At 32.3% G+C, this 20,539-nt stretch carries 19 protein-coding genes; 9 read left to right on the top strand and 10 right to left on the bottom strand.

Annotation, left to right across the window (positions count from 1 at the left end; all coding sequences use genetic code 11):
• Positions 1 to 40 precede the first annotated feature (40 nt).
• Together K1X44_01695 and K1X44_01700 are read right to left on the bottom strand one after the other, a co-directional pair.
• On the bottom strand, positions 41 to 1,255 hold the full coding sequence (locus K1X44_01695) for an NADP-dependent isocitrate dehydrogenase (protein MBX7146002.1): 1,215 nt from the start codon (positions 1,253 to 1,255) through the stop codon (positions 41 to 43).
• 10 nt (positions 1,256 to 1,265) lie between these two features.
• Positions 1,266 to 1,832, bottom strand: coding sequence for a TIGR00730 family Rossman fold protein (locus tag K1X44_01700; protein ID MBX7146003.1), 567 nt, complete (start codon positions 1,830 to 1,832; stop codon positions 1,266 to 1,268).
• 370 nt (positions 1,833 to 2,202) lie between these two features.
• Here K1X44_01700 and K1X44_01705 point away from each other — a divergent pair, with 370 nt between their 5' ends.
• From K1X44_01705 to pssA, 5 genes are all read left to right on the top strand, one after another.
• On the top strand, positions 2,203 to 2,766 hold the full coding sequence (locus K1X44_01705) for a hypothetical protein (protein MBX7146004.1): 564 nt from the start codon (positions 2,203 to 2,205) through the stop codon (positions 2,764 to 2,766).
• A 165-nt stretch (positions 2,767 to 2,931) separates the two neighbouring features.
• A complete protein-coding gene (locus tag K1X44_01710; GenBank protein MBX7146005.1) occupies positions 2,932 to 3,138 on the top strand; it encodes a hypothetical protein in 207 nt (68 codons plus the stop codon).
• A 238-nt stretch (positions 3,139 to 3,376) separates the two neighbouring features.
• On the top strand, positions 3,377 to 3,859 hold the full coding sequence (locus K1X44_01715; protein MBX7146006.1) for a hypothetical protein: 483 nt from the start codon (positions 3,377 to 3,379) through the stop codon (positions 3,857 to 3,859).
• A 141-nt stretch (positions 3,860 to 4,000) separates the two neighbouring features.
• Positions 4,001 to 4,681, top strand: a complete 681-nt coding sequence (locus K1X44_01720) for a phosphatidylserine decarboxylase (protein MBX7146007.1) — start codon at positions 4,001 to 4,003, stop codon at positions 4,679 to 4,681.
• Between the two features lie 6 nt (positions 4,682 to 4,687).
• Entirely contained in the window at positions 4,688 to 5,485 is a 798-nt protein-coding gene (gene pssA / locus K1X44_01725; protein MBX7146008.1) for a CDP-diacylglycerol--serine O-phosphatidyltransferase, read from the top strand.
• Positions 5,486 to 5,497: 12 nt separating this feature from the next.
• Here pssA and K1X44_01730 read toward each other — a convergent pair whose 3' ends face one another.
• Positions 5,498 to 8,638, bottom strand: a complete 3,141-nt coding sequence (locus tag K1X44_01730) for an efflux RND transporter permease subunit (GenBank protein ID MBX7146009.1) — start codon at positions 8,636 to 8,638, stop codon at positions 5,498 to 5,500.
• 14 nt (positions 8,639 to 8,652) lie between these two features.
• Positions 8,653 to 9,750: an efflux RND transporter periplasmic adaptor subunit gene (locus K1X44_01735; protein ID MBX7146010.1), complete on the bottom strand. Its 1,098-nt coding sequence runs from the start codon at positions 9,748 to 9,750 to the stop codon at positions 8,653 to 8,655.
• A gap of 186 nt (positions 9,751 to 9,936) precedes the next feature.
• On the opposite strand from K1X44_01735, the gene dnaE reads away from it, so the two are divergent.
• The 4 genes from dnaE to K1X44_01755 all read left to right on the top strand — a co-directional run bounded on the left by dnaE (position 9,937) and on the right by K1X44_01755 (position 15,385).
• Positions 9,937 to 13,422 (top strand): DNA polymerase III subunit alpha, encoded by a 3,486-nt coding sequence (gene dnaE, locus K1X44_01740; GenBank protein MBX7146011.1) that lies wholly within the window; start codon positions 9,937 to 9,939, stop codon positions 13,420 to 13,422.
• On the top strand, positions 13,423 to 14,301 hold the full coding sequence (locus K1X44_01745) for an NAD(P)-dependent oxidoreductase (GenBank protein MBX7146012.1): 879 nt from the start codon (positions 13,423 to 13,425) through the stop codon (positions 14,299 to 14,301).
• 229 nt (positions 14,302 to 14,530) lie between these two features.
• Entirely contained in the window at positions 14,531 to 14,965 is a 435-nt protein-coding gene (locus K1X44_01750) for a hypothetical protein (protein MBX7146013.1), read from the top strand.
• Between the two features lie 21 nt (positions 14,966 to 14,986).
• Positions 14,987 to 15,385 carry a DUF86 domain-containing protein gene (locus K1X44_01755; GenBank protein MBX7146014.1) on the top strand — a complete coding sequence of 133 codons (399 nt, stop codon included), beginning with the start codon at positions 14,987 to 14,989 and terminating at the stop codon, positions 15,383 to 15,385.
• Between the two features lie 16 nt (positions 15,386 to 15,401).
• On the opposite strand, the gene K1X44_01760 is transcribed toward K1X44_01755, so the two are convergent.
• The 6 genes from K1X44_01760 to K1X44_01785 all read right to left on the bottom strand — a co-directional run.
• Complete coding sequence (locus K1X44_01760; protein MBX7146015.1) at positions 15,402 to 15,737, bottom strand: hypothetical protein; 336 nt, start codon at positions 15,735 to 15,737, stop codon at positions 15,402 to 15,404.
• Positions 15,738 to 16,040: 303 nt separating this feature from the next.
• Positions 16,041 to 16,820, bottom strand: coding sequence for an MBL fold metallo-hydrolase (locus tag K1X44_01765; protein ID MBX7146016.1), 780 nt, complete (start codon positions 16,818 to 16,820; stop codon positions 16,041 to 16,043).
• Positions 16,820 to 17,596, bottom strand: coding sequence for a TatD family hydrolase (locus K1X44_01770; GenBank protein MBX7146017.1), 777 nt, complete (start codon positions 17,594 to 17,596; stop codon positions 16,820 to 16,822). The genes K1X44_01765 and K1X44_01770 overlap by 1 nt, the downstream gene beginning before the upstream one ends.
• A 6-nt stretch (positions 17,597 to 17,602) precedes the next feature.
• Entirely contained in the window at positions 17,603 to 19,150 is a 1,548-nt protein-coding gene (gene metG, locus K1X44_01775) for a methionine--tRNA ligase (GenBank protein MBX7146018.1), read from the bottom strand.
• Between the two features lie 4 nt (positions 19,151 to 19,154).
• The gene (locus K1X44_01780) at positions 19,155 to 20,168 is read right to left on the bottom strand and encodes an AAA family ATPase (GenBank protein ID MBX7146019.1); all 1,014 of its coding nucleotides are present in this window, start codon (positions 20,166 to 20,168) and stop codon (positions 19,155 to 19,157) included.
• Positions 20,169 to 20,170: 2 nt separating this feature from the next.
• Positions 20,171 to 20,539: thymidylate kinase (locus K1X44_01785; GenBank protein MBX7146020.1), on the bottom strand; the 369-nt coding region annotated here is incomplete at its 5' end.

Here is a 20,539-nt window from a genome sequence, read left to right on the forward strand (position 1 = left end):
GGTCATAGGTATAAATCTAAATTTCAATAAATCTAATATTTTAGGCTAATGATTTTTCAAAAGTTTGTTTAATTTTATCTAAAAAATGTTCGGTGGTAAGCCATTTTTGATTAGGACCTATTAATAAGGCTAAATCTTTTGTCATAAATCCATTTTCAACCGTATCAACACACGCTTTTTCAAGCTTTTCTGCAAAATTTTGTAATTCCAGTGTTTGATCAAATTTTCCGCGATACCATAATCCACGTGTCCATGCATAAATTGAGGCAATGGGATTGGTGGAGGTAGGATTACCTTTTTGATGTTCGCGGTAATGTCTTGTAACAGTTCCATGGGCCGCTTCAGCTTCGACAACTTTACCATCTGGGGATAAGAGAACAGAGGTCATTAACCCTAACGATCCAAAACCTTGGGCGATGGAGTCTGATTGAACATCGCCATCATAATTTTTACATGCCCAAATAAACCCACCATTCCATTTCATTGCGCACGCGACCATATCATCAATCAACCTATGTTCATAGGTAATATTTTTTTCTTTAAATAATTTGGCAAATTCTGTATCAAAAATATGTTGGAATATATCTTTGAAATTTCCATCATATGATTTTAAAATGGTATTTTTAGTTGAAAGATAAACGGGCCAACCTAAGGTTAATCCATAATTAAAACATGATCTGGCAAATCCTTTGATTGATTCATCAAGATTATACATACCCAATGCCACACCAGATTCTTTAAAATCAAAAATGGTATGCTCTTCAACTGGGCTTCCATTATCTGGGATAAATTTTAAAATTAATTTTCCAGGTGTTTTAATTTTTATATCTGTGGCGCGGTATTGATCCCCAAAAGCATGACGGCCAATAATGATGGGTTGCGTCCAACTTGGTACCAATCGTGGTACATTTTGACAAATGATGGGTTGGCGAAATACCGTCCCATTTAAAATATTACGAATTGTACCATTTGGTGATTTCCACATTTTTTTTAGGTTAAATTCTTGAACGCGTGCTTCATCCGGGGTAATGGTTGCGCATTTGACACCAACCCCATATGTTTTAATGGCCTCCGCTGATTCAATTGTCACATAATCATCTGTTTTATCACGGTTTTCAATATGCAAATCATAATATTTAAGATCAATATCAAGGTAGGGAAGAATAAGTTTTTGTTTAATTAAATCCCATATGATACGTGTCATTTCATCACCGTCTAATTCCACAACCGGATTTTTCACTTTAATTTTTTGCATAGTACCCTCGTTATAGTTCAATAAATGGAAAATGAGATTGGATAATCTTCATAATGTCATTAATATTATCCGCAACCTCGTAAAAAGAAAAAGTTGATTTTTCTGCAAAGCCATTATCCACAATATAGTGAATTAATTTTAATAAAGGATCCCAAAATTGAAGCATATTGTAAAAAATAATGGGTTTGTTATGAAGCCCTAATTGTTTCCATGTTAACATTTCAAATGTTTCGTCTAATGTCCCAAGACCCCCGGGCATAATAATAAAAGCATCTGCTTTTTCGGACATTAGACGTTTTCTTATATGCATATCATCAACAATGTGAAGTTCGCTAATACCCCTGTTAGCAACCTCTGTTTCATCGAGATGATGGGGAATAATACCAATTGCTTTTCCATTATGTTCCATAATGGAGCTGGCAATCCCCCCCATAATACCGATGCGTGCCCCCCCATAAATAAGTTGGATATTATGACGTGCCATAAGCCTACCTAATTCTATAGCTTTTTCAGCTAAAATAGGGTTATTCCCGGTTCTTGAACCGCAATATACACAAATGGATAATGTTTTGGACATATTTAAAGATTTGACTTTATTGCTTGTTTTATAAGGCAAGTACTCATTTTTTAATGTTTTGCTTATCTATACATATAGGATTGGTAAATAATAGTAAAGCAAACTTAAACTTGTTCAAAACGTTAACAATCTTTAATATAAAATTATTGTTATTAAATTAATTTATGATATGAAATATTATTATAAATAACATTAATGATAAATTTATGAGGGAATTTCATGTCAGTTAAACAAAGTTGCAGAAAAATGTTAAAAAAGTAATTCATCAAAATAATTCACTAAATATAAGTGAGCATAAAAATTCATTTAATGGTTTTTAATATTTTCACCTTATTCTCACTATTATAAAACTGGAATAGCAGCAGATGATGTGATTACTGGTAAAGTGGATGATTATAATCACCTTTTAGGGTTAGGTGGAAATGATTTTATTACAGGTGGTGATTTATCAGATGATATCGATGGTGGAGATGGTAATGATGTCATTATTTCAGGATTAAGTGGTGGTAAGGTAGAAGGAGGTAATGGCGATGATTTAATATTAGATTTTTGTGGATCTAATAAGTTCATGGGTGCGGATGGTAATGATAAAATTTATGGTGGAAGTGATCGTGATACTATTTGGGGTGAGAGTGGGGATGACCAAATTGATGGCAATTCAGATGATGATATAATTTATGGCGGAAATGGGCATGATATTATTGAAGGTAATAATGGTAATGATGTGATTTATGGAGATGGGGATGAAGATAATATTAATGGTGGTGATGGAAATGACATTCTTTATGGCGGAAACGGCAATGATAGTATAGATGCAGGATCATGTATCAGTATGGATACTGTCAATAGCGGAAGTGGATTGGATTCTGTTAGTTTTCGATATGCATCTTATAATTACTCCATACGCCGAATAAATATAAAGCCAAGTAGTTGATATGTACAAAATAAGAGCTCTTCTAAATTATCACTGATAGCATCATCATCAAATTTTTGATTTTTTGCTCAAAAGATATTGATTTTATAATAAAAAAATATTATTAAAATTATTTTATAATAAAAAAATACTAATTAAAACATTAATAGTTTAGGAGATACAATTATGCCAATCGTAGAAACAAAAACTAATAATTTAATATCTTTAGAAATATCAACTGATGCTTATGATAGAGCCACCGTTGAACAACTTAACTCATTAATGGCAGCATTTAACGATAACGCTATAGCTTTTAGTCAAGTTGTCAATTCTTCACAAAAAACAGATACAATTTCTGTATTGCTTACAGCATCTAGTGCTTTCTATACATAATCCATTTTCTAAATTATAAGAAATTAAATTTAAAGACCTTTCATTTTTTAAAAATGAAAGGTCTTTTTACCTTAAATTGTTATAAGAGGTTATCTATAAGATCCTTATTTTTCTTGGCTTTTTCTCTTATCCCTTAATAATTTTAAAAAAGTACTGGACAAACATACAAAAATATGATAGGAATAAGCCTATAATAATATGAGTCCTATTAAACTGTTTGTAACCAGAAAGAATTGCCATGTCAGATAATTTTAAAAATATCCCCTATGATCCGGTTATTGGCCAAAAAATTTGTATAAAAATTGCCCAGGGTTATGAATTAGAAAATTTGGGGGATGAATTTCCAAATTTAGATCAAATAATGCTTTGGCTTAATGAAGAGGAAGAATTTTTCCAAAAATATCAACGCGCCAAACATTTATATTCTGATATTTTAACTGATCGCGCGAATGGTATCGTTAAAAAAGCATATCAATTACTTAATAATTCTGATGTTTCTTTAACCCCATCCCAAAGGTTGGCCTATAGCAGAATGGTGATTGCAACAACCAAATGGATGGTCAATCGATATACTAAACCCATGAGCCGTAAAAATATTATGCAATCTGATCGATTGTCCCCAAATCAGATTAAAAGAGTACAGAAAATAAAAGATTGGGTTGATCCTATCCCCAATAATTCTTTTAGGGGTGAGTATGTACCGCAAACAAATATACCATAAAATATTTCTAAAACTTATAGGCTATAAAAATCTTATTACTTTAAAACCAAATTCAAGAACTTATATTTTATAGGCTGTACTTTTTATTGATGGTGGCTTAATTTATTTTAATAATTTACGAATTCTGGTTATAATGGTTCTATGTTAAAAGATATTTTTGTCCCCATTCATAAAGAAGGTTGGCCTTTTATAGGTTTTGCAGCCTTTATTACCTTTGTTTTCTTTTTAATGTGGACACCCCTTGTGTGGCCATGTTTATTGATAACACTTTGGATTATTTATTTTTTTCGTGATCCAGAACGTATTCATAGTGATAATTTTAACGGGATTATTAGCCCAGCTGATGGCGTAGTTCAAAATATTAGGCATATATTACCACCAGAAGAATTGTGTATGAAAAAAGAGCCACATATTTGTATTAGCATTTTTATGAACATTTTTAACGTTCACGTCAACCGTATCCCTGCATCAGGTAAAATAACAGAATTGGTTTATAAACCAGGAAAATTTTTTAATGCGTCACTTGATAAAGCGAGTGAATTTAATGAACGTCAAATGGTCAAATTAAAACTCGATAATGACCAAGAAATTGCGTTCGTACAAATTGCAGGATTGGTTGCAAGACGTATTGTATGCTATTTAAAAATTGATCAAACTGTTTCTAAAGGTGAAAGATTTGGGCTTATCAGATTTGGAAGTAGGGTGGATTTATACATACCAAATCATTTTCCAATTCTTGTTGAAATAGGGCAAACTATGGTTGCTGGTGAAACAATCATTGCGCAGATACCCGTATCACTTGAAGAAAATAGTACTATATAAAAATTAATGCGTAAAAAACATATTCACAAATTTAGAGATCAATCTCTTAATAGACTTATTCCTAATATTTTAACTGTGCTTGCACTTTGTTCAGGATTAAGCAGCATTAAACTTGCCCTTCAGAACCACTGGGAATTTGCGGTAATGGCCATATTTTTCTCTGCTGTTTTGGATGGCTTGGATGGGCGTATTGCGCGTATGCTGAATAGCACAAGCAAATTTGGTGAAGAACTTGATTCATTATGTGATTTTGTATCCTTTGGGATTGCACCCTCCATCATTCTTTATCAATGGAGCCTTTATATCGCAGGGGGTATAGGGTGGGTTATTGCTTTATTTTATGCAGTATGTTGCGCCCTTCGCTTAGCCAGGTTTAATACACATTTAGATAACAGGGATAATTATAATATAACGATGAAATTTTTCTATGGTATTCCAACACCTGCTGCTGCTTATTTAACTTTAATGCCTATGATTGCAAGTTTTGAATTTTCTGCCAGTTTTATTAAAGCACCTTTATTCGTTGGATTATTTATGACGTGTATCAGTTTTTTAATGATTTCTAAAATACCAACTTTTTCTTTTAAACGCGTTAAAATTCCTTATTATTTTGTTTTACCCACTTTATTAATAGTGGGGGTATTGGCAGCATTATTGGTAAGTATGCCATGGCTTACCATGATTATTATGGGAAGCTTATATATTATCTGTATTCCAATAAGCTTTAATGCGTACCGTAAATTATCTATAAACCCATCAATTCATACACAAATTATGGATCCAAAAGATAATATAAATAATTAAAATATTATATAATTATCTTCTAAATATTTTCTTTGCGTAATCTCTTACAATAAATTTTAACATTAAAGAACATGGGGTCACAATTAATGTTAAAATACTTCCAAAAGAAAGACCAAAAACAATTGCAGACGAAAGTTGTGTCCACCATTGCGTCGCAGGTGCCCCAATCGATATTTCTCTTGTAAAGATATCAATATTTAATCCTATCACTAAGGGTAACAATCCTAAAATAGCTGTAATTTTTGTCAAGAGCACAGGCCGTAATCTCTGCGCCCCCGTTCTGATGATAGCTTCTTTGACAGAACCTGTTTCATGTCTTATATGTTCAAATGTATCGATAAGAATAATATTATTGCTGACAATAATACCAGCAAGTGCGATGACACCAATGCCACTCATTACAATACCAAAAGGTTGATTGATAATAAGCAGGCCAATCATAACACCTATGGTTGACATGATAACCGCACTTAAAATTAATAAAGTATTGTAAAAACTATTAAACTGGGCCAACAATAACATCCCAATTAAAGCAAGTGCGGCCATAAACGCACCAGTTAAAAATTTTTGTGATTTATTTTGTTCTTCATCATCACCTTTAAATTGTATATTAATACGTGAATCAAAATTAGCTTGGCTAATCCAGCTTTGGATTTCTTTAACCTTATCATTAATTAAAACACCAGGTTGAACATTACTTTTAACATGTAAAATTCTTTCCCCGTCTAATCTTTCGATAACACCAACTTTTGGTTTTGCATCCCGTTTAATAAAATTACTGATAGGAACAGAATTATTTTCTCCCACGCGAATATTATCAAGCTGTTTAATTGTTCGAAATTCTTCAGGGAATCTAGCAACAATATCAACTTCATCATCACTATCTTCTGGTCGGTACGTGCTGAATTTTAAACCACGTGTTACAAATTGAATAGCATTCCCAATACTTGTAATATCTGTCGAAAATTTTGCAGCTTCAGAACGATCAACGCTAATTTCCCATTCAATTCCAGGTACGGATCTTGTATCTTCAATATCTTGTAATCCCGACATGGATTCAAGTTTTTGTCTTAATTGAACGACAGCAGGGGGCAGAAGTTCCGCAAATCTTGAAGACAAGGTTATATCAATATCTTTACCAGAACGGGGACCTTGTTTTTGTTCACTGGGTTCAACTATGATACCGGCTAAATGTGCTGTTTTTTGGCGTAATTCTTCTAAAATATCAACGGCTTTTCTTCTTTTTTGCCAATCTGCAAATTCTAGACGTATGATACCAATAACATCTTCGGCAATGTCACGGCGCATAGCAGGATTGCCCCCACGTGTTACCGTATAAATGGCATTAAATTCATGTCCTTGTTCTTGAACAGCAAAAACTTGTTTTTCAACTTCTCTGACCAAAATATCTTTTTCATCCAAAGAAAGATTGCCGCGCGCTCTAATTTGTAATGATGCCCGGTCTGGTTCAATATTGGGAAAAAACTCTACACCATTTCCAAATTTTGAATAGGCAACCCATGCCCCAATTAAAACCACAAAAGCAACCAATAAAACTTTAATGGGATTATTAAGGGCCCTATCTAAAACCCGCACATACCAGCCTGTAAAACCTCTTAAATTTTTTAGATCCGTAATACTTCCAGAATCTAATATTTTCATTTTTGCTATTTCTTCCGCACCGATTGTTTTACCAAAAACCGATCCCAAGGCTGGTCCAAAAAACATTGCCATTAAAAACGAAGCACCCAGAGTTGCAACCAGCGTTAAAGGCAAAAATTTCATAAATTGCCCAACCGTACCTGGCCAAAAAAGGAGAGGCAAAAATGCTGCAATAACTGTGGCGGTTGATCCAAATATAGGCCAGAACATGGCATGGGCCGCTAATCTATAGGCTTCCATCTTGCCATAGCCTTCAACCATTTTGCGGTCTGCATATTCAACCAAAACAATGGCCCCATCAACTAACATACCCACAGCCAGAATTAAGCTAAAGAGAACAACGATATTTAGCGTTAATCCCTGCAGGGCTAGTACTAAAATACCGATAAGAAAGGATCCAGGTATGGCGGTACCCACAAGTAATCCGCTTCGCAGTCCAAGTGACCCAATAATAACGATCATCACTAATATGACAGCAATTAATAAGCTATTTTCTAAATCCACCAACATACGTTTAATTTCAACTGATTCATCGGACGAATAGCTAACTTGAACTGTAGGGGGCCAATATTGTTTTTCTTCATCGACTACAGCTCTTACCTTGTCGATTGTTTCTATAACATTTTGACCACTACGTTTTGATACTTCTAACCCTATGGTTGTTTTTCCGTTCATACGGGCATAGCTTTGGGCATCTTTATATGTACTTCGGATTGTGGCAACATCACGTACCTTGACAACAGCATCACCATTAATTTTCAAGGGCATATCAAGAATATCTTCTGCATTTTTAAATAATCCTGGTACTTTGATGGCAAAACTACCTTGCCCTGTTTCAAGATTACCTGCTGTAACTAATCGATTGCTGCGCCCGATAAGATTGAATATATCATTTGCATCTAATCCATAACTTTCCAGTAATAAAGGATCTACAATAATATCAACTTCCTCTTCGCGGTCGCCGCTGATTTCTACTTTTAAAACGCTATCAATTCTTTCAATTTTATCGCGCAGTTTTTTTGATAAACTTACTAATGTTCGGTAGGGGGCATCACCTGCAACACTGACAACTAGGATTGGTAATAAACTAAGATTAACCTCTTCTACGACCGGTTCTTCAGCCTCATCGGGTAAATCTGGTTTTGCTTCCTCAGATTTTTGTCGTACATCACGCAAAGCTTTTTCTGAATCAAATCCGGCGTCAAATTCTAATATAACATTGCCCCCGCCTTGATATGCAGTTGAACGCATTTCTTTAATACCTTCAACAGCACGTAATTTTTGTTCCATGGGCCTTAACAAGAGGGTTTCAGAATCTTCAGGTGAAATACCTGATAAGATCATGGATACATAAATAATTGGGATATGAACATCCGGATCGGATTCTTTAGGCAAACTGTTAAAAGTAATTCCCCCAGCTATAATCAATAAAATTAAAGCTGTGATTACAGTACGGGTATTTGAAATAGCAATATTAATAATATTTTTCACAGGGATATTACTCTTTAATTTGAAGCAGTAGTATTATAAACAGGGGTGACTTTTTCACCATCTTTGACAAATTCCTGACCCACAGTGATCAGAGTAATTTCATCGGGCAGGCCTGTTATCCAAATACCTTCTAGCGTATCTTCCGCTACAGTGATAGGAATAAATTTAACCGTATTATTTTGATCAATTATTTTGATACCCATAACGCCTTTATCATCTAATGTTAAAAGAGCAGGGGAAATTAAATGTGCTTTGGCATCAGTCAACGGAATACTTAATTCAGCAGATAATCCCTGAGGAATTTTATAATCAGGATTTGGAAATTCAGCTTCAATTTTAAAGGTACGGGTTTTTTCGTCTGCGGTTGACGAAATATAACTTATCTTGCCTTGAAATATTTGGTCATTGAGGAGCTTAATGGAAACGGGATCACCAATTTTAATAAGATGAATATCTCTTTCAGATATTTGTACTGTTGTAAGAAGAGGGTCAAGATCAACAAATTCTGCAATAGGGTCACCAATTCTTACATAACTTCCAACATCGACTTGTTTCTCATTAAAAATTCCATCAAATGGGGCTGTTATATTGGTATAATCAATATCAATTTCTAATTGTGTAACTAACGCTTTTGCTTCTTCAAATCTTGCTTTGGAATCTGCAAAAGCAGTTTCTGCCCGGTACCCACTTGCAAACATTTTATTTGATGCATTATATTCTATTTGTCTTTGATCTAATAAAGCTTTGGCTTGGCGCAATTTGGCAGCACGCTCTGCTTTGTTAATTTCGGCAACAAGTTCACCTGCTGTAACTTTATTACCTTTTTCCTTTACGATCTTAGATATTGTTCCAGCTGTTTTTGCAGTTAATTGAACTACGCGGTTCGCATAGGTTTGGCCACGTAATATAAGAGATACGGTATGCGTCTGCGCTAATTGCTTTTGAACACGAACTTGCGGTAAAGTTGAATTGTTATTTGGGGTATTGCCATTAGCATTATGATTTTTTTGTACATCTGATGTATTTGTTTGATGGTTACTAAACTGTCCAGATAATAGCCATAAAATTAAAACCACGATAACAATTAAAGGAATAATATAAGATTTTTTCATATAAACTGACTCACTAATGCATAAAAATAAATTTTAGTTTAATATTATTGTACATTTAAACTAAAAGCAAAAGATTATATGATAGATATTCAATAGGTACAAGATTTGTAATGAATTATGCAATCAAAATTTATGGTAAAATTTATGGCAAAAAATTTGTATTTAGGAAAGTAAATAAGTATTTAAATGTCTGATTTAGAGTTTATTCATCTGAGAGTTCATTCAGCCTATACTTTATCCCAGGGCGCTTTGACTACAAAAAATCTTATTGATTTAACACTTCACCATGCTATGCCTGCGGTTGGTGTAACAGATATAGGAAATTTATTTGGTGCTTTTGAATTTTGTCTTTATGCCCAAGAAGCGGGAATTCAACCTATTATTGGATGCCAGTTGGCCATTACAAATGAAGATAATCATATTAAAACCAATAATGCCTCCCATATAACTTTATTACCTGATTATCTTGTTTTATTTGTAAAAAATAAAATAGGATACCAAAATTTAATTCAACTTGTAAGTAATTCATTTCTTAATAATAAAGAAGAAACAGATCCACAAATAAAACTAAGCGATCTTGCCCATTATAACGAAGGATTAATTGCTCTTACCGGTGGGTCAAAGGGATTAATTTCACGTTATATAAAAAATAATCAAATAGATGCAGCTTTAGCAAAACTTAAATTTTTACAAGAAATTTTTCCCAAGCATCTTTATGTTGAATTGATGCGCCATGGTTTGCAAGATGAAATAGTTACAGAAGAACATCTTATAAATTTTGCCTATGATTTAAATTTACCTTTAGTTGCAACAAATGAGGTATTTTTTTCCGACCCTTCTTTTTATGAAGCGCATGATGCTTTATTATGTATTTCTGAAGGCACATATATTAATGACGCCAATAGATATCGCGTCACAGAAAATAATTATTTTAAATCTAAAGCTGAAATGAACCAATTATTTTCTGACTTACCGGAAAGTATAGAGAATACAATTAATATTGCAAAGCGTTGTTCATTTATTATTGAACCTTCGCAACCTATTTTACCGAAATTTAATTCTGGCCAAAATATCAAAGAAGACGAATTTTTATATCAAAAAGCGCGCCAAGGTTTAGAAGAACGATTAACAAATAAAAATTTTTATCTTTCTACTCTTAATAAAAACGAACTTGATAGTAAAAAAATATATCAAGAAAGATTAGAATATGAACTTGATGTCATTACAAAAATGGGTTTTGCAGGTTATTTTTTAATTGTATCTGATTTTATTCAATGGGCAAAATCACAAAATATACCTGTGGGTCCAGGGCGGGGTTCTGGGGCAGGTTCAGTTGTCGCCTGGGCTTTAACTATTACTGATCTTGATCCTTTACGTTGGGGATTATTGTTTGAAAGATTTCTGAATCCTGAACGTGTTTCGATGCCTGATTTTGATATAGATTTTTGTCAAAATAGGCGAGATGAAGTTATCAGATATGTGCAAGATAAATATGGAAAAGATTGTGTTGCGCAAATTATAACCTTTGGTAAACTTCAAGCCCGTGCAGTATTGCGTGATGTTGGCAGAGTTTTACAATTACCCTTTGGTTTAATTGATCGTTTATGTAAATTAATTCCTTATAATCCTGCTAATCCTTTAACCTTACATGAAGCCATCACCCAAGAGCCTGAGTTTAAACAAGCACAAGAAACAGATGCTAATGTCCATAAATTAATTTCAATTGCCTTAAAATTAGAAGGTTTATATCGGCATGCGTCCACCCATGCTGCTGGGGTTGTTATCGCTGACAGATCCCTTTATCAATTAGTTCCCCTTTATCGTGATCCAAGATCAGATATGCCGGTTACCCAATTTAATATGAAATATATTGAACAAACTGGGTTAATAAAATTTGATTTTCTAGGCTTAAAAACGTTAACAGTGTTGGCTTTAGTTCTAGAGATGATCAAAGATAGGGGTATTGATCTTGATCTAACAAATATTCCTATGGACGATCAATTGACGTTCTCTCTTTTAGGGGAAGGGGAGACAATGGGTGTATTCCAACTTGAAAGTTCTGGGATGCGGGATGTCCTACGTCGATTAAAACCCGACCGTTTTGAAGATATTATCGCGGTTGTTGCGCTTTATCGCCCGGGTCCTATGGATAATATACCACGTTATATATCCTGTAAGCACGGATTAGAAAAACCAGATTATTTGCATAAATCATTAGAAACTATTTTAAAAGAAACGCATGGTATTATTATTTACCAAGAACAAGTTATGCAAATTGCCCAAATTTTATCAGGTTTTAGTTTGGCTAAAGCAGATATTTTAAGACGTGCCATGGGTAAGAAAAATAAAGCAGAAATGGCTGCCCAAAGAAAAGAATTTATTGAAGGTGCTGCCCACAATAATATCGCAAAAGATAAAGCTGATTTAATTTTTGAACAAGTTAATAAATTTGCAGGGTACGGTTTTAACAAAAGCCATGCGGCGGCTTATGCCCTTATTTCATATCAAACCGCATGGCTTAAAGCTAATTATCCCCTGGAATTTATTGCGGCTTCCATGACCTATGAAATAGGAAATACAGATAAATTAAATTCATTTCGTCAAGAATTAAGTCGTTTAAATTTTAAACTATTACCCCCCGATGTTAATCATAGTTTTAGTAATTTTAAGGTTGAACAAACAGACCAGGGTTTTGCTATTCGATATGCCCTAGCAGCTATAAAGAATGTAGGTGTTGGTGTTATGGAAGAGTTAGTTAATATTCGTGAAGAGGTAGGAATATTTAAAGATTTAAATGATTTTATATCAAGACTTGGAAATAAAATACCAAATAAGAGACAATTGGAAAGTTTAATTTGTGCGGGTGCCTTTGATAATCTTAATCATAACCGTAAACAACTTTTTGACCATGTAGATTTAATACTTAAACAAGCCCAAACTCAATCACGTTTAGATCAAAATCAATCAAATCAATCATTACTTTTTAATAATTTTGACCAATCTCAGGTTTCAAATTTACATTTACCGGAATGTGCTGATTGGCCAAGCATTGAACGTTTAAATAAAGAATTTGATGTGATAGGCTTTTATCTTTCTACCCATCCTTTAGATGATTTTTCTTCTAGTCTAACGCGTTTTGAAATTGTCACATCTACCTCTTTGCAAACAGAAAAGCTTGAGAATAAAATTAAAATGGCGGGTATCGTTATTAGTAAACAGGAACGTCGATCTGCAAAAGGTAATCGTTTCGCTTTTATTCAATTTTCTGATGCGGCTGGTATGTATGAAGCTTTGGCATTTTCAGATATTTTATCACGTTTTAGAGAATTACTAGAACCTGGTAAATTAGTTTTGCTTACCATGGATGTACGTTATGAAAATGATGAAGCACGGCTTACAATAAATAATGTACAAGCCTTGGATAAATTAATTAATGAAATGGTGACAGATTATAGAATTACCGTATCAAATGAACAGGCAATTCAATCGCTGAAAGAATTTTTATCAAATGAACCAGCTGGTAAAAATAAAATTTATATTCTTTTTGAAGAAAAAACGCGTCAGCAAAAAATTCAAATAGTGTTGGATCAATGTTGGTTTTTATCAATAGCCGCCCGAAATTCAATTAGAGAAATTCCAGGAATAATTTCATTAGAAGAGATTGGAAAATAAATGATAACAAAAAAATATAAAATAGGGTTTATTGGATTAGGGGTAATGGGATCAGCAATGGCAGGCCACCTATCAAAGGCTGGTCATAATCTTGTTGTTTATAACAGATCAACTGATAAATCAAAAAAATGGGTGAAAAAATATAAAGGTACCTATGTGTTGTCAGCAAAAGAAGTTGCTTTAGAAGCAGATATTGTTTTTACCTGTGTTAGAAACGATAACGATATGTATGAATTGATGCTCGGAAAAAATGGTATAATACCCCATATTAAAAAGAAATTAGTTATTGTTGATCATACAACAGCATCAGCCACTTTGGCAGAAACTTTAGCAAAAGAAGCTAGCAAATATAATAAATCTTTTCTGGATGCCCCTGTCTCGGGAGGACAAATTGGCGCAGAAAAAGGCCAATTAATAAGTATGGTTGGAGGTAAGCAGTCCGTTTATAATCAAACCAAATTTTTATTAAATTGTTATTGTAAAAAATCAGTATGGATGGGTAAAAGTGGAAATGGTCAATTAACTAAAATGATCAACCAAATTTGTATTGCAGGCGTTATTCAAGGTTTAGCAGAAGGGTTAACCTTTGCCCAAAAAGAAGGGTTGGATGGCAAAAAAATACTGGAAGCTTTATCTGAGGGGGCGGCACAATCATGGCAAATGAATAATCGTTTGCTAACGATGCTTAATGGTGAATTCAATTTTGGGTTTGCTGTTGATTTAATGCGTAAAGATTTATCAATTTGTCTTACCCGGGCACAGCAAAATAATATTGCTTTACCAATAACAGCTCTTATTGATCAATTTTATGCGTTGTTGCAAAATAAAAATATGGGGCATTTGGATACATCAAGTTTGATTAAAATTTTTGATAAATAATAAAAAATATTTTTTTTGACTAAAATATTTGTTTTTTTGTATCAAAACCATAACAACTACCTAATGGTAATTTTATTTTTTCTGAACACAATATATAGTATAATGATAGCCAATTTATATATTTTCAAAAAAATTTAATATTATTGATAAAAGTTTATTTAGAACATATAAATTATTTATTGGAATATATATATTTTTAAATAAATAAAATTAATTTGGAGGAAATATTTTGTTGTACCGCTGTCGTTATGTTAAGCAAGATGCGTGTTTTGGTCAAGGAACGCCAATTTTAATGGAAGATGGGACTTATAAACCAATTGAAGATATTGAAGTAGGTGATTGGGTTATGTCTTTTAAAGGATTAGAAAAATTGATCCCAACAAAAGTTTTAAAAACATTTAAACATGAAGATTGTTTTGTATATGATTTAGATGGATTAAAAGTAACACCATCTCATCCATTTCTTACACCAGGTAATAGATATAGGGAAATTGCGCAATTTACAGAAAAAAATAGCCTTGTGCTTGCAGATGGCACATTTGTACCAGTCCCAAAAATGATACCTGTAGATGGGTTTTATACAACATATAATTTTATGGTTAAAGATTTTCATACCTATGTAGCAGGCAATTACCGAGTACATAATAAAACGGTAAAATATTAAATAAAAAAAGCGGAGGAACCAATGTCTTTATCTTTCGGAACTACAACTAATAAAGAATATTATTTTTGCCTGGTTGATGTGTCAGAGGCAATTGATAAAATCCAAGATTATTTAGCTGGCCGAAATTTTTCATATTATGAATCAAATACTATGGTTCATCAGGCTGTTGAACGGTGTTTTGAAATTATATTAAAAGCTAATAATAACATTCCAGAAACACAAAAAATATTTTACCCACGTGTACCTTGGGATGAATTTAAAAAAATTCATCAGATTTTACAGAATGGCTATCGAAACATTGACCATCATTTAATGTGGGATTTTATTAATAAATATCTCCCAACTTTAAGAGTTGCTATAGATAGTATGGTGGATGAATATCAAGCGCGGGAATTAAAGAAATTGCAGCTTATCAATTAAAGAATAGGGGATATTTTTAAGGATTAAAACTGATTAATTTTTCTTTAAAACCAAGTTTATGATATAAATTTACAGCAGGCAAATTCGTATTTGTAACAAAAAGATTTAATGCTTCGTAATCTTGTAGATATAATTGATGAAGGCTATGTCTAATTAAATATTGAGCACCGTATTGACCAATCAAGGTGTGTTCAGCTTCAGTTATTGCTTCTTCACATGTTTCTCCATCATCATCTACTGTTCCGTAATATGCATGATAATGTAAAACCCCTAATGATTTTTGATCAGTAGGTTGTATTGGACGTAGACCATGAAGCGTACGGATAAAAAATTCTTCAGTATTACAAACCATGTCAATTTTATATTTTTGTATTTCCATTTTTTTTCTTTTACTAATATGTAGTATATTTTTTGATTTTAAATAAACAGATCATTAAGAGATAGAATAGAAAGGAATGTAAAAATAGTGTCTTCATGAATTGATTTAATATATATCATAATTTCGCATAATATATATTCTGGAAACAAATAGCATGAAAAATACCAGGAAATCTGCGGATTTAAATTTTAATATAACATTTTGTAAATTATTAAAGATTAAGTTTAATAAGCTTGGATTGACGATTAAAACTGAATTTAAAATTACAATTAGGAATTATGATACTAAAGTAAAATTCAAGCCATCATAGGCTGGTTCAACATTGGGCGGACAATAAGATTTCAATTCATCATAATCCATTAAAGTCCCAAGATGTGTAAGTACAGCATGTTTTGGTTTAACCCTTTTAATCCATTCTAAGGCAAGGTCAACATGCGCATGTGTTTGATGTGCTTCCCATAATAAACAATCGACAATCCATAAATCCAAATTATGTAAATATTGGAAAGATTGTTCTGGTATTTTCACAACATCAGTTGAATAAGCCATATTTCCAATTCTATACCCTAAAGTTTTGGTGTTTGGTCCATGATTTTGTTCAAATGGAATTACCTCGATATCATCAATATAAAAAGATTCTGTTACAATATGTGGATTTAAAAATGGTTTATATAAATTCCATGAACCTTTATGTGTTTGATTAAATATGTAATTAAATTTAATTTTTAATTCTTCTATAGTTTCTTGGTCACCATAACAATTAAAAGGTTGATCCTTTAAAGGTCGTGGCATAAAACGTATATCATCTATCCCATGACAATGATCCGCATGTGCATGGGTAAAAAGAATTGCATCTAATTTTTTGACATTTGCATCTAATAATTGGCTTCGCAAATCGGGGGATGCATCAATTAAGATAACTTTATTTTTAATTTCTACCAGTAAAGATACACGACGTCTTCGGTTTTTTGGGTTATTGGGATTACATTTCCCCCAATTGCCGTTAATAAGAGGTACACCGCCAGAACCACCAGACCCAAGAATAGTAACTTTCATTATATTATTTCTGCCTTATTAAACAAATTCAGAAAATTGTCGTGCGTTATTTTAATAAAATCATTAAGAGGTATCATCAACAAATTTGCCATAAATTCTGCCACATATTTAACATAGGCTGGTTGGTTAATTTGGCCCCTTTTGGGTACAGGCGCTAAATATGGGGAATCTGTTTCAATTAAAATTTTATCTAATGGAATGGTTTTTGCTATATCACGTAAATTTTGTGCATTTTTAAATGTTATAATGCCTGAAAAAGAAATATAAAAACCAAGATCGATAGCTTTTTGGGCCAGATCAGATCCTGCTGTAAAGCAATGAATAACACCTGTAATTTTTTGTTTTTGATTAAATTCTGTAAGCAAATCGATCATATCGTGATCGGCATTTCGGCTATGAATAATTAAAGGTAAGCCCGTGATTTGGGCAGCTTTTAAATGGGTCATAAAACATTCTTTTTGCAAATCTATCGGTGCATTGTCATAATAATAATCCAATCCACATTCACCAATACCGATAACTTTTTTCTGATTGGAAAAATTAACAAGTGTTTCTAAATCAAAGGGTTCATTTTCGACTTCATGGGGATGGGTACCAATTGAACAAAAAACATTTTCAAATTTTTCTGTCAATTGATGGATATCATTAAAATTATGTCTACTTGTGCAAATTGTTAACAAAACATTGACAGAAGAATTATGGGCATTGTTTATAATTTGATCAAGATCAATATCTTTTTTTATTAAATCCAGATGACAATGGCTATCAATTAGCATAATACCCTATTCTTCTAAAAGAATTTTTGGAAAAATTGGCATAGGTTTAGGTAAAATAATCCCAGATTTTATAGGTATATGAAAGAAATTAAAGTTTCGTTCATTTTTTTCTTGTCCTACTTGATCCAATAAAAGATTAGCTGATTGTGGGATAAAAGGTTGAATAATAATTCCTAAACGGCGGATCACTTCAACTAAGGTATATAAAACCGTATGAAATCTATTTAAATCATTTTTTCTTAAATTCCATGGGGCTTGCGTATCAACATAACGATTAGCAGCACCCACGACAGCAAAAATACTTTCTAAAGATTTATGAAAAGCTTGGTTAATTAATAATTCTTTTCTAACGTTATTTAAAAGCTGTTCAGATAGATTTAATAAATCATTATCACTTTCAAGTTTTTGCTCGCATTCAGGAACGACACCATTACAATTTTTGTTAATAATGGATAAAACACGTTGGGCAAGATTACCAAGGTCATTGGCGAGTTCGCTATTGCTTCTATTTAAAATCGCTTGATGTGAAAAATCACCATCATTTCCAAATGGAACTTCACGCAATAAAAAATATCGTGTCTGATCAAGACCATATTTTTCAACGAGGTTAAAAGGATTAATAACATTGCCCAGGGATTTAGAAATTTTTTCACCTTCATTAGTCCACCATCCATGAGCAAAAACCCTTTTGGGCAAGGGTAATTGGGCAGCCATTAAAAAGGCTGGCCAATATACGGCGTGAAAACGCAATATATCTTTTCCTATCATATGTAATGTGGCTGGCCAAAATTTTTTAAAATCTGGATTTTTAATTTCTGGATAACCAGCAACGGTTAAATAATTGGTTAAAGCATCAAGCCAAACATACATAATATGCTGTTGATCATCCGGTACTGGTATCCCCCATTTAAACGTTACTCTCGATATAGAAAGATCTTGTAATCCTTTTTCAACAAATTTAATCACTTCGTTCCTACGGCTTGTGGGCGCAATAAAATCTGGATTTTCTTTATAAAAATCTAACAAAGGTTTTTGCCAATTCGATAATTTAAAAAAATAACTGGGTTCCTCTAACCATTGAACCTCTGCCCCACTGGGGGCTATTTTTTTACCCTCTGCATTAAGACGCAATTCACTTTCATCATAAAAGGCTTCATCTCTTATTGCATACCAACCTTTATAACTATCCAGATAAATTTGATCATTGCTTTTTAATTTTTGCCAAAGTGTTTGACATGCTTTTTGATGTCTTAATTCTGTGGTACGAATAAAATCATCATAACTAAAATTTAATGTATCTGCCAAATCACGAAAATTTTTTGAAACTTTATCTGTAAATGTTTGTGGATCTATTCCAGCCAATTCTGCTGATTTTTGAACTTTTTGCCCATGTTCATCAGTTCCAGTTGCAAATCTAACATCTTTGCCATCTAATCGTGCAAATCTGGCCAATACATCACACGCTAATGTTGTATAAGCATGTCCAATATGCGGGGTATCATTTACATAATATATAGGGGTTGTAATATAAAAAGAATTATTAGTTTGTGACATTATTTTATACCAGTTTAAATACTTTTCTAAAATCAGATACTAAATCAATCCATATCATTTGTGGATCAAAATTTAAAAGATTTATTTGATGGGGGAGTTGTTTAATTTTATCAAATAATACCCATATTTCATGATCAAAAATTTTTGATAGATCTATTTTATTTAAATCAAAAAATGTTTGAGTAATGGGGTCCGTGATATGGGACTTGGACTTTATTATAATTTCAAGCCACTGTTGTAAAGCATACAATAAAATATTAAAAAAATCCTTTGAATTATATTTGCTTGAAAATTCTTCCATTGTGGATAAAAACAAATAGTTATAATCTTTGGATAATATTGCCTGTTCAATATAGGGAAAAAAATTTATAATATTTATATCATGTAAAAACATAGCTTTTTTTATACTACCATTTGAAAGGTGATATAAAGTTTTTTGGTAAGATTCATCAAGAGTATCATCTAAATAAGAAGCCAAAAGTTTTTTTATTATTGTTTCTTGCAATGGTAAAAATTTTAACGTGAAACACCGGGATTTAATTGTTGGTAAAACTAATCCTATAGAATGATTGATCAGAAAGAAACATACATGTTTGGGGGCATCTTCTAAAATTTTTAACAGCGCATTAGATGCATTTTTATTTAAATGATCAACAGCATCAATAATTACAATACGCCATTTACTTTTGTTTGGCGTTAAATAAAGAAAATCATTAATTTCTCTTACTTTATCAATCGTAATTTCTTTATTTGAATTTGCTGTATTTTCATCTGTGTTTTTATTTTCAATAATAAGTAAATCTGGATGAAAAATTTCAGGTTTTTCCCAGATAATACTATCATCATTTACGTTTAAACCTAACATTGGTTCAGACAATAGATTATAGGCTAATATTCGGGCAAGCGTACCCTTACCAATACCTTCTATTCCATTAAACAACCATGTATGGGGCAATTGATTATTTTTATATAGTTTATTAATTGTATCTTTTATATTTTCGTGTCCTAAAACAAACATAATTAAACCATAGAAAGATTAAATTTTTTTTGAATAATATGTTGAATTGCAAGTGCTGTTTGTTCCATAGGTTGATTTGTTTCAATTATATGGCATCTTTCTGGATTATTTTGGGCAATAACTTTAAAAGCATCACTTAACTTATTATGAAAAGAAAGTCCCATTTCTTCGTATCTATTTTCTTTTTGGGATCGATTTTGTGCTTTTTTTAACCCCTTTTCTACAGGCAAATCTAAAATAAAAGTAAGATCAGGTTGAAATCCATCTATAATTATTTTATTTAAATGGTCGATTAAATTTTTATCTATATTTTGTCCATATCCTTGATAAACAAGGGTTGAATCAATAAAACGATCACATATAACCCATGT

Source organism: Alphaproteobacteria bacterium (assembly GCA_019695395.1).
Taxonomy (GTDB): domain Bacteria; phylum Pseudomonadota; class Alphaproteobacteria; order JAEUKQ01; family JAIBAD01; genus JAIBAD01.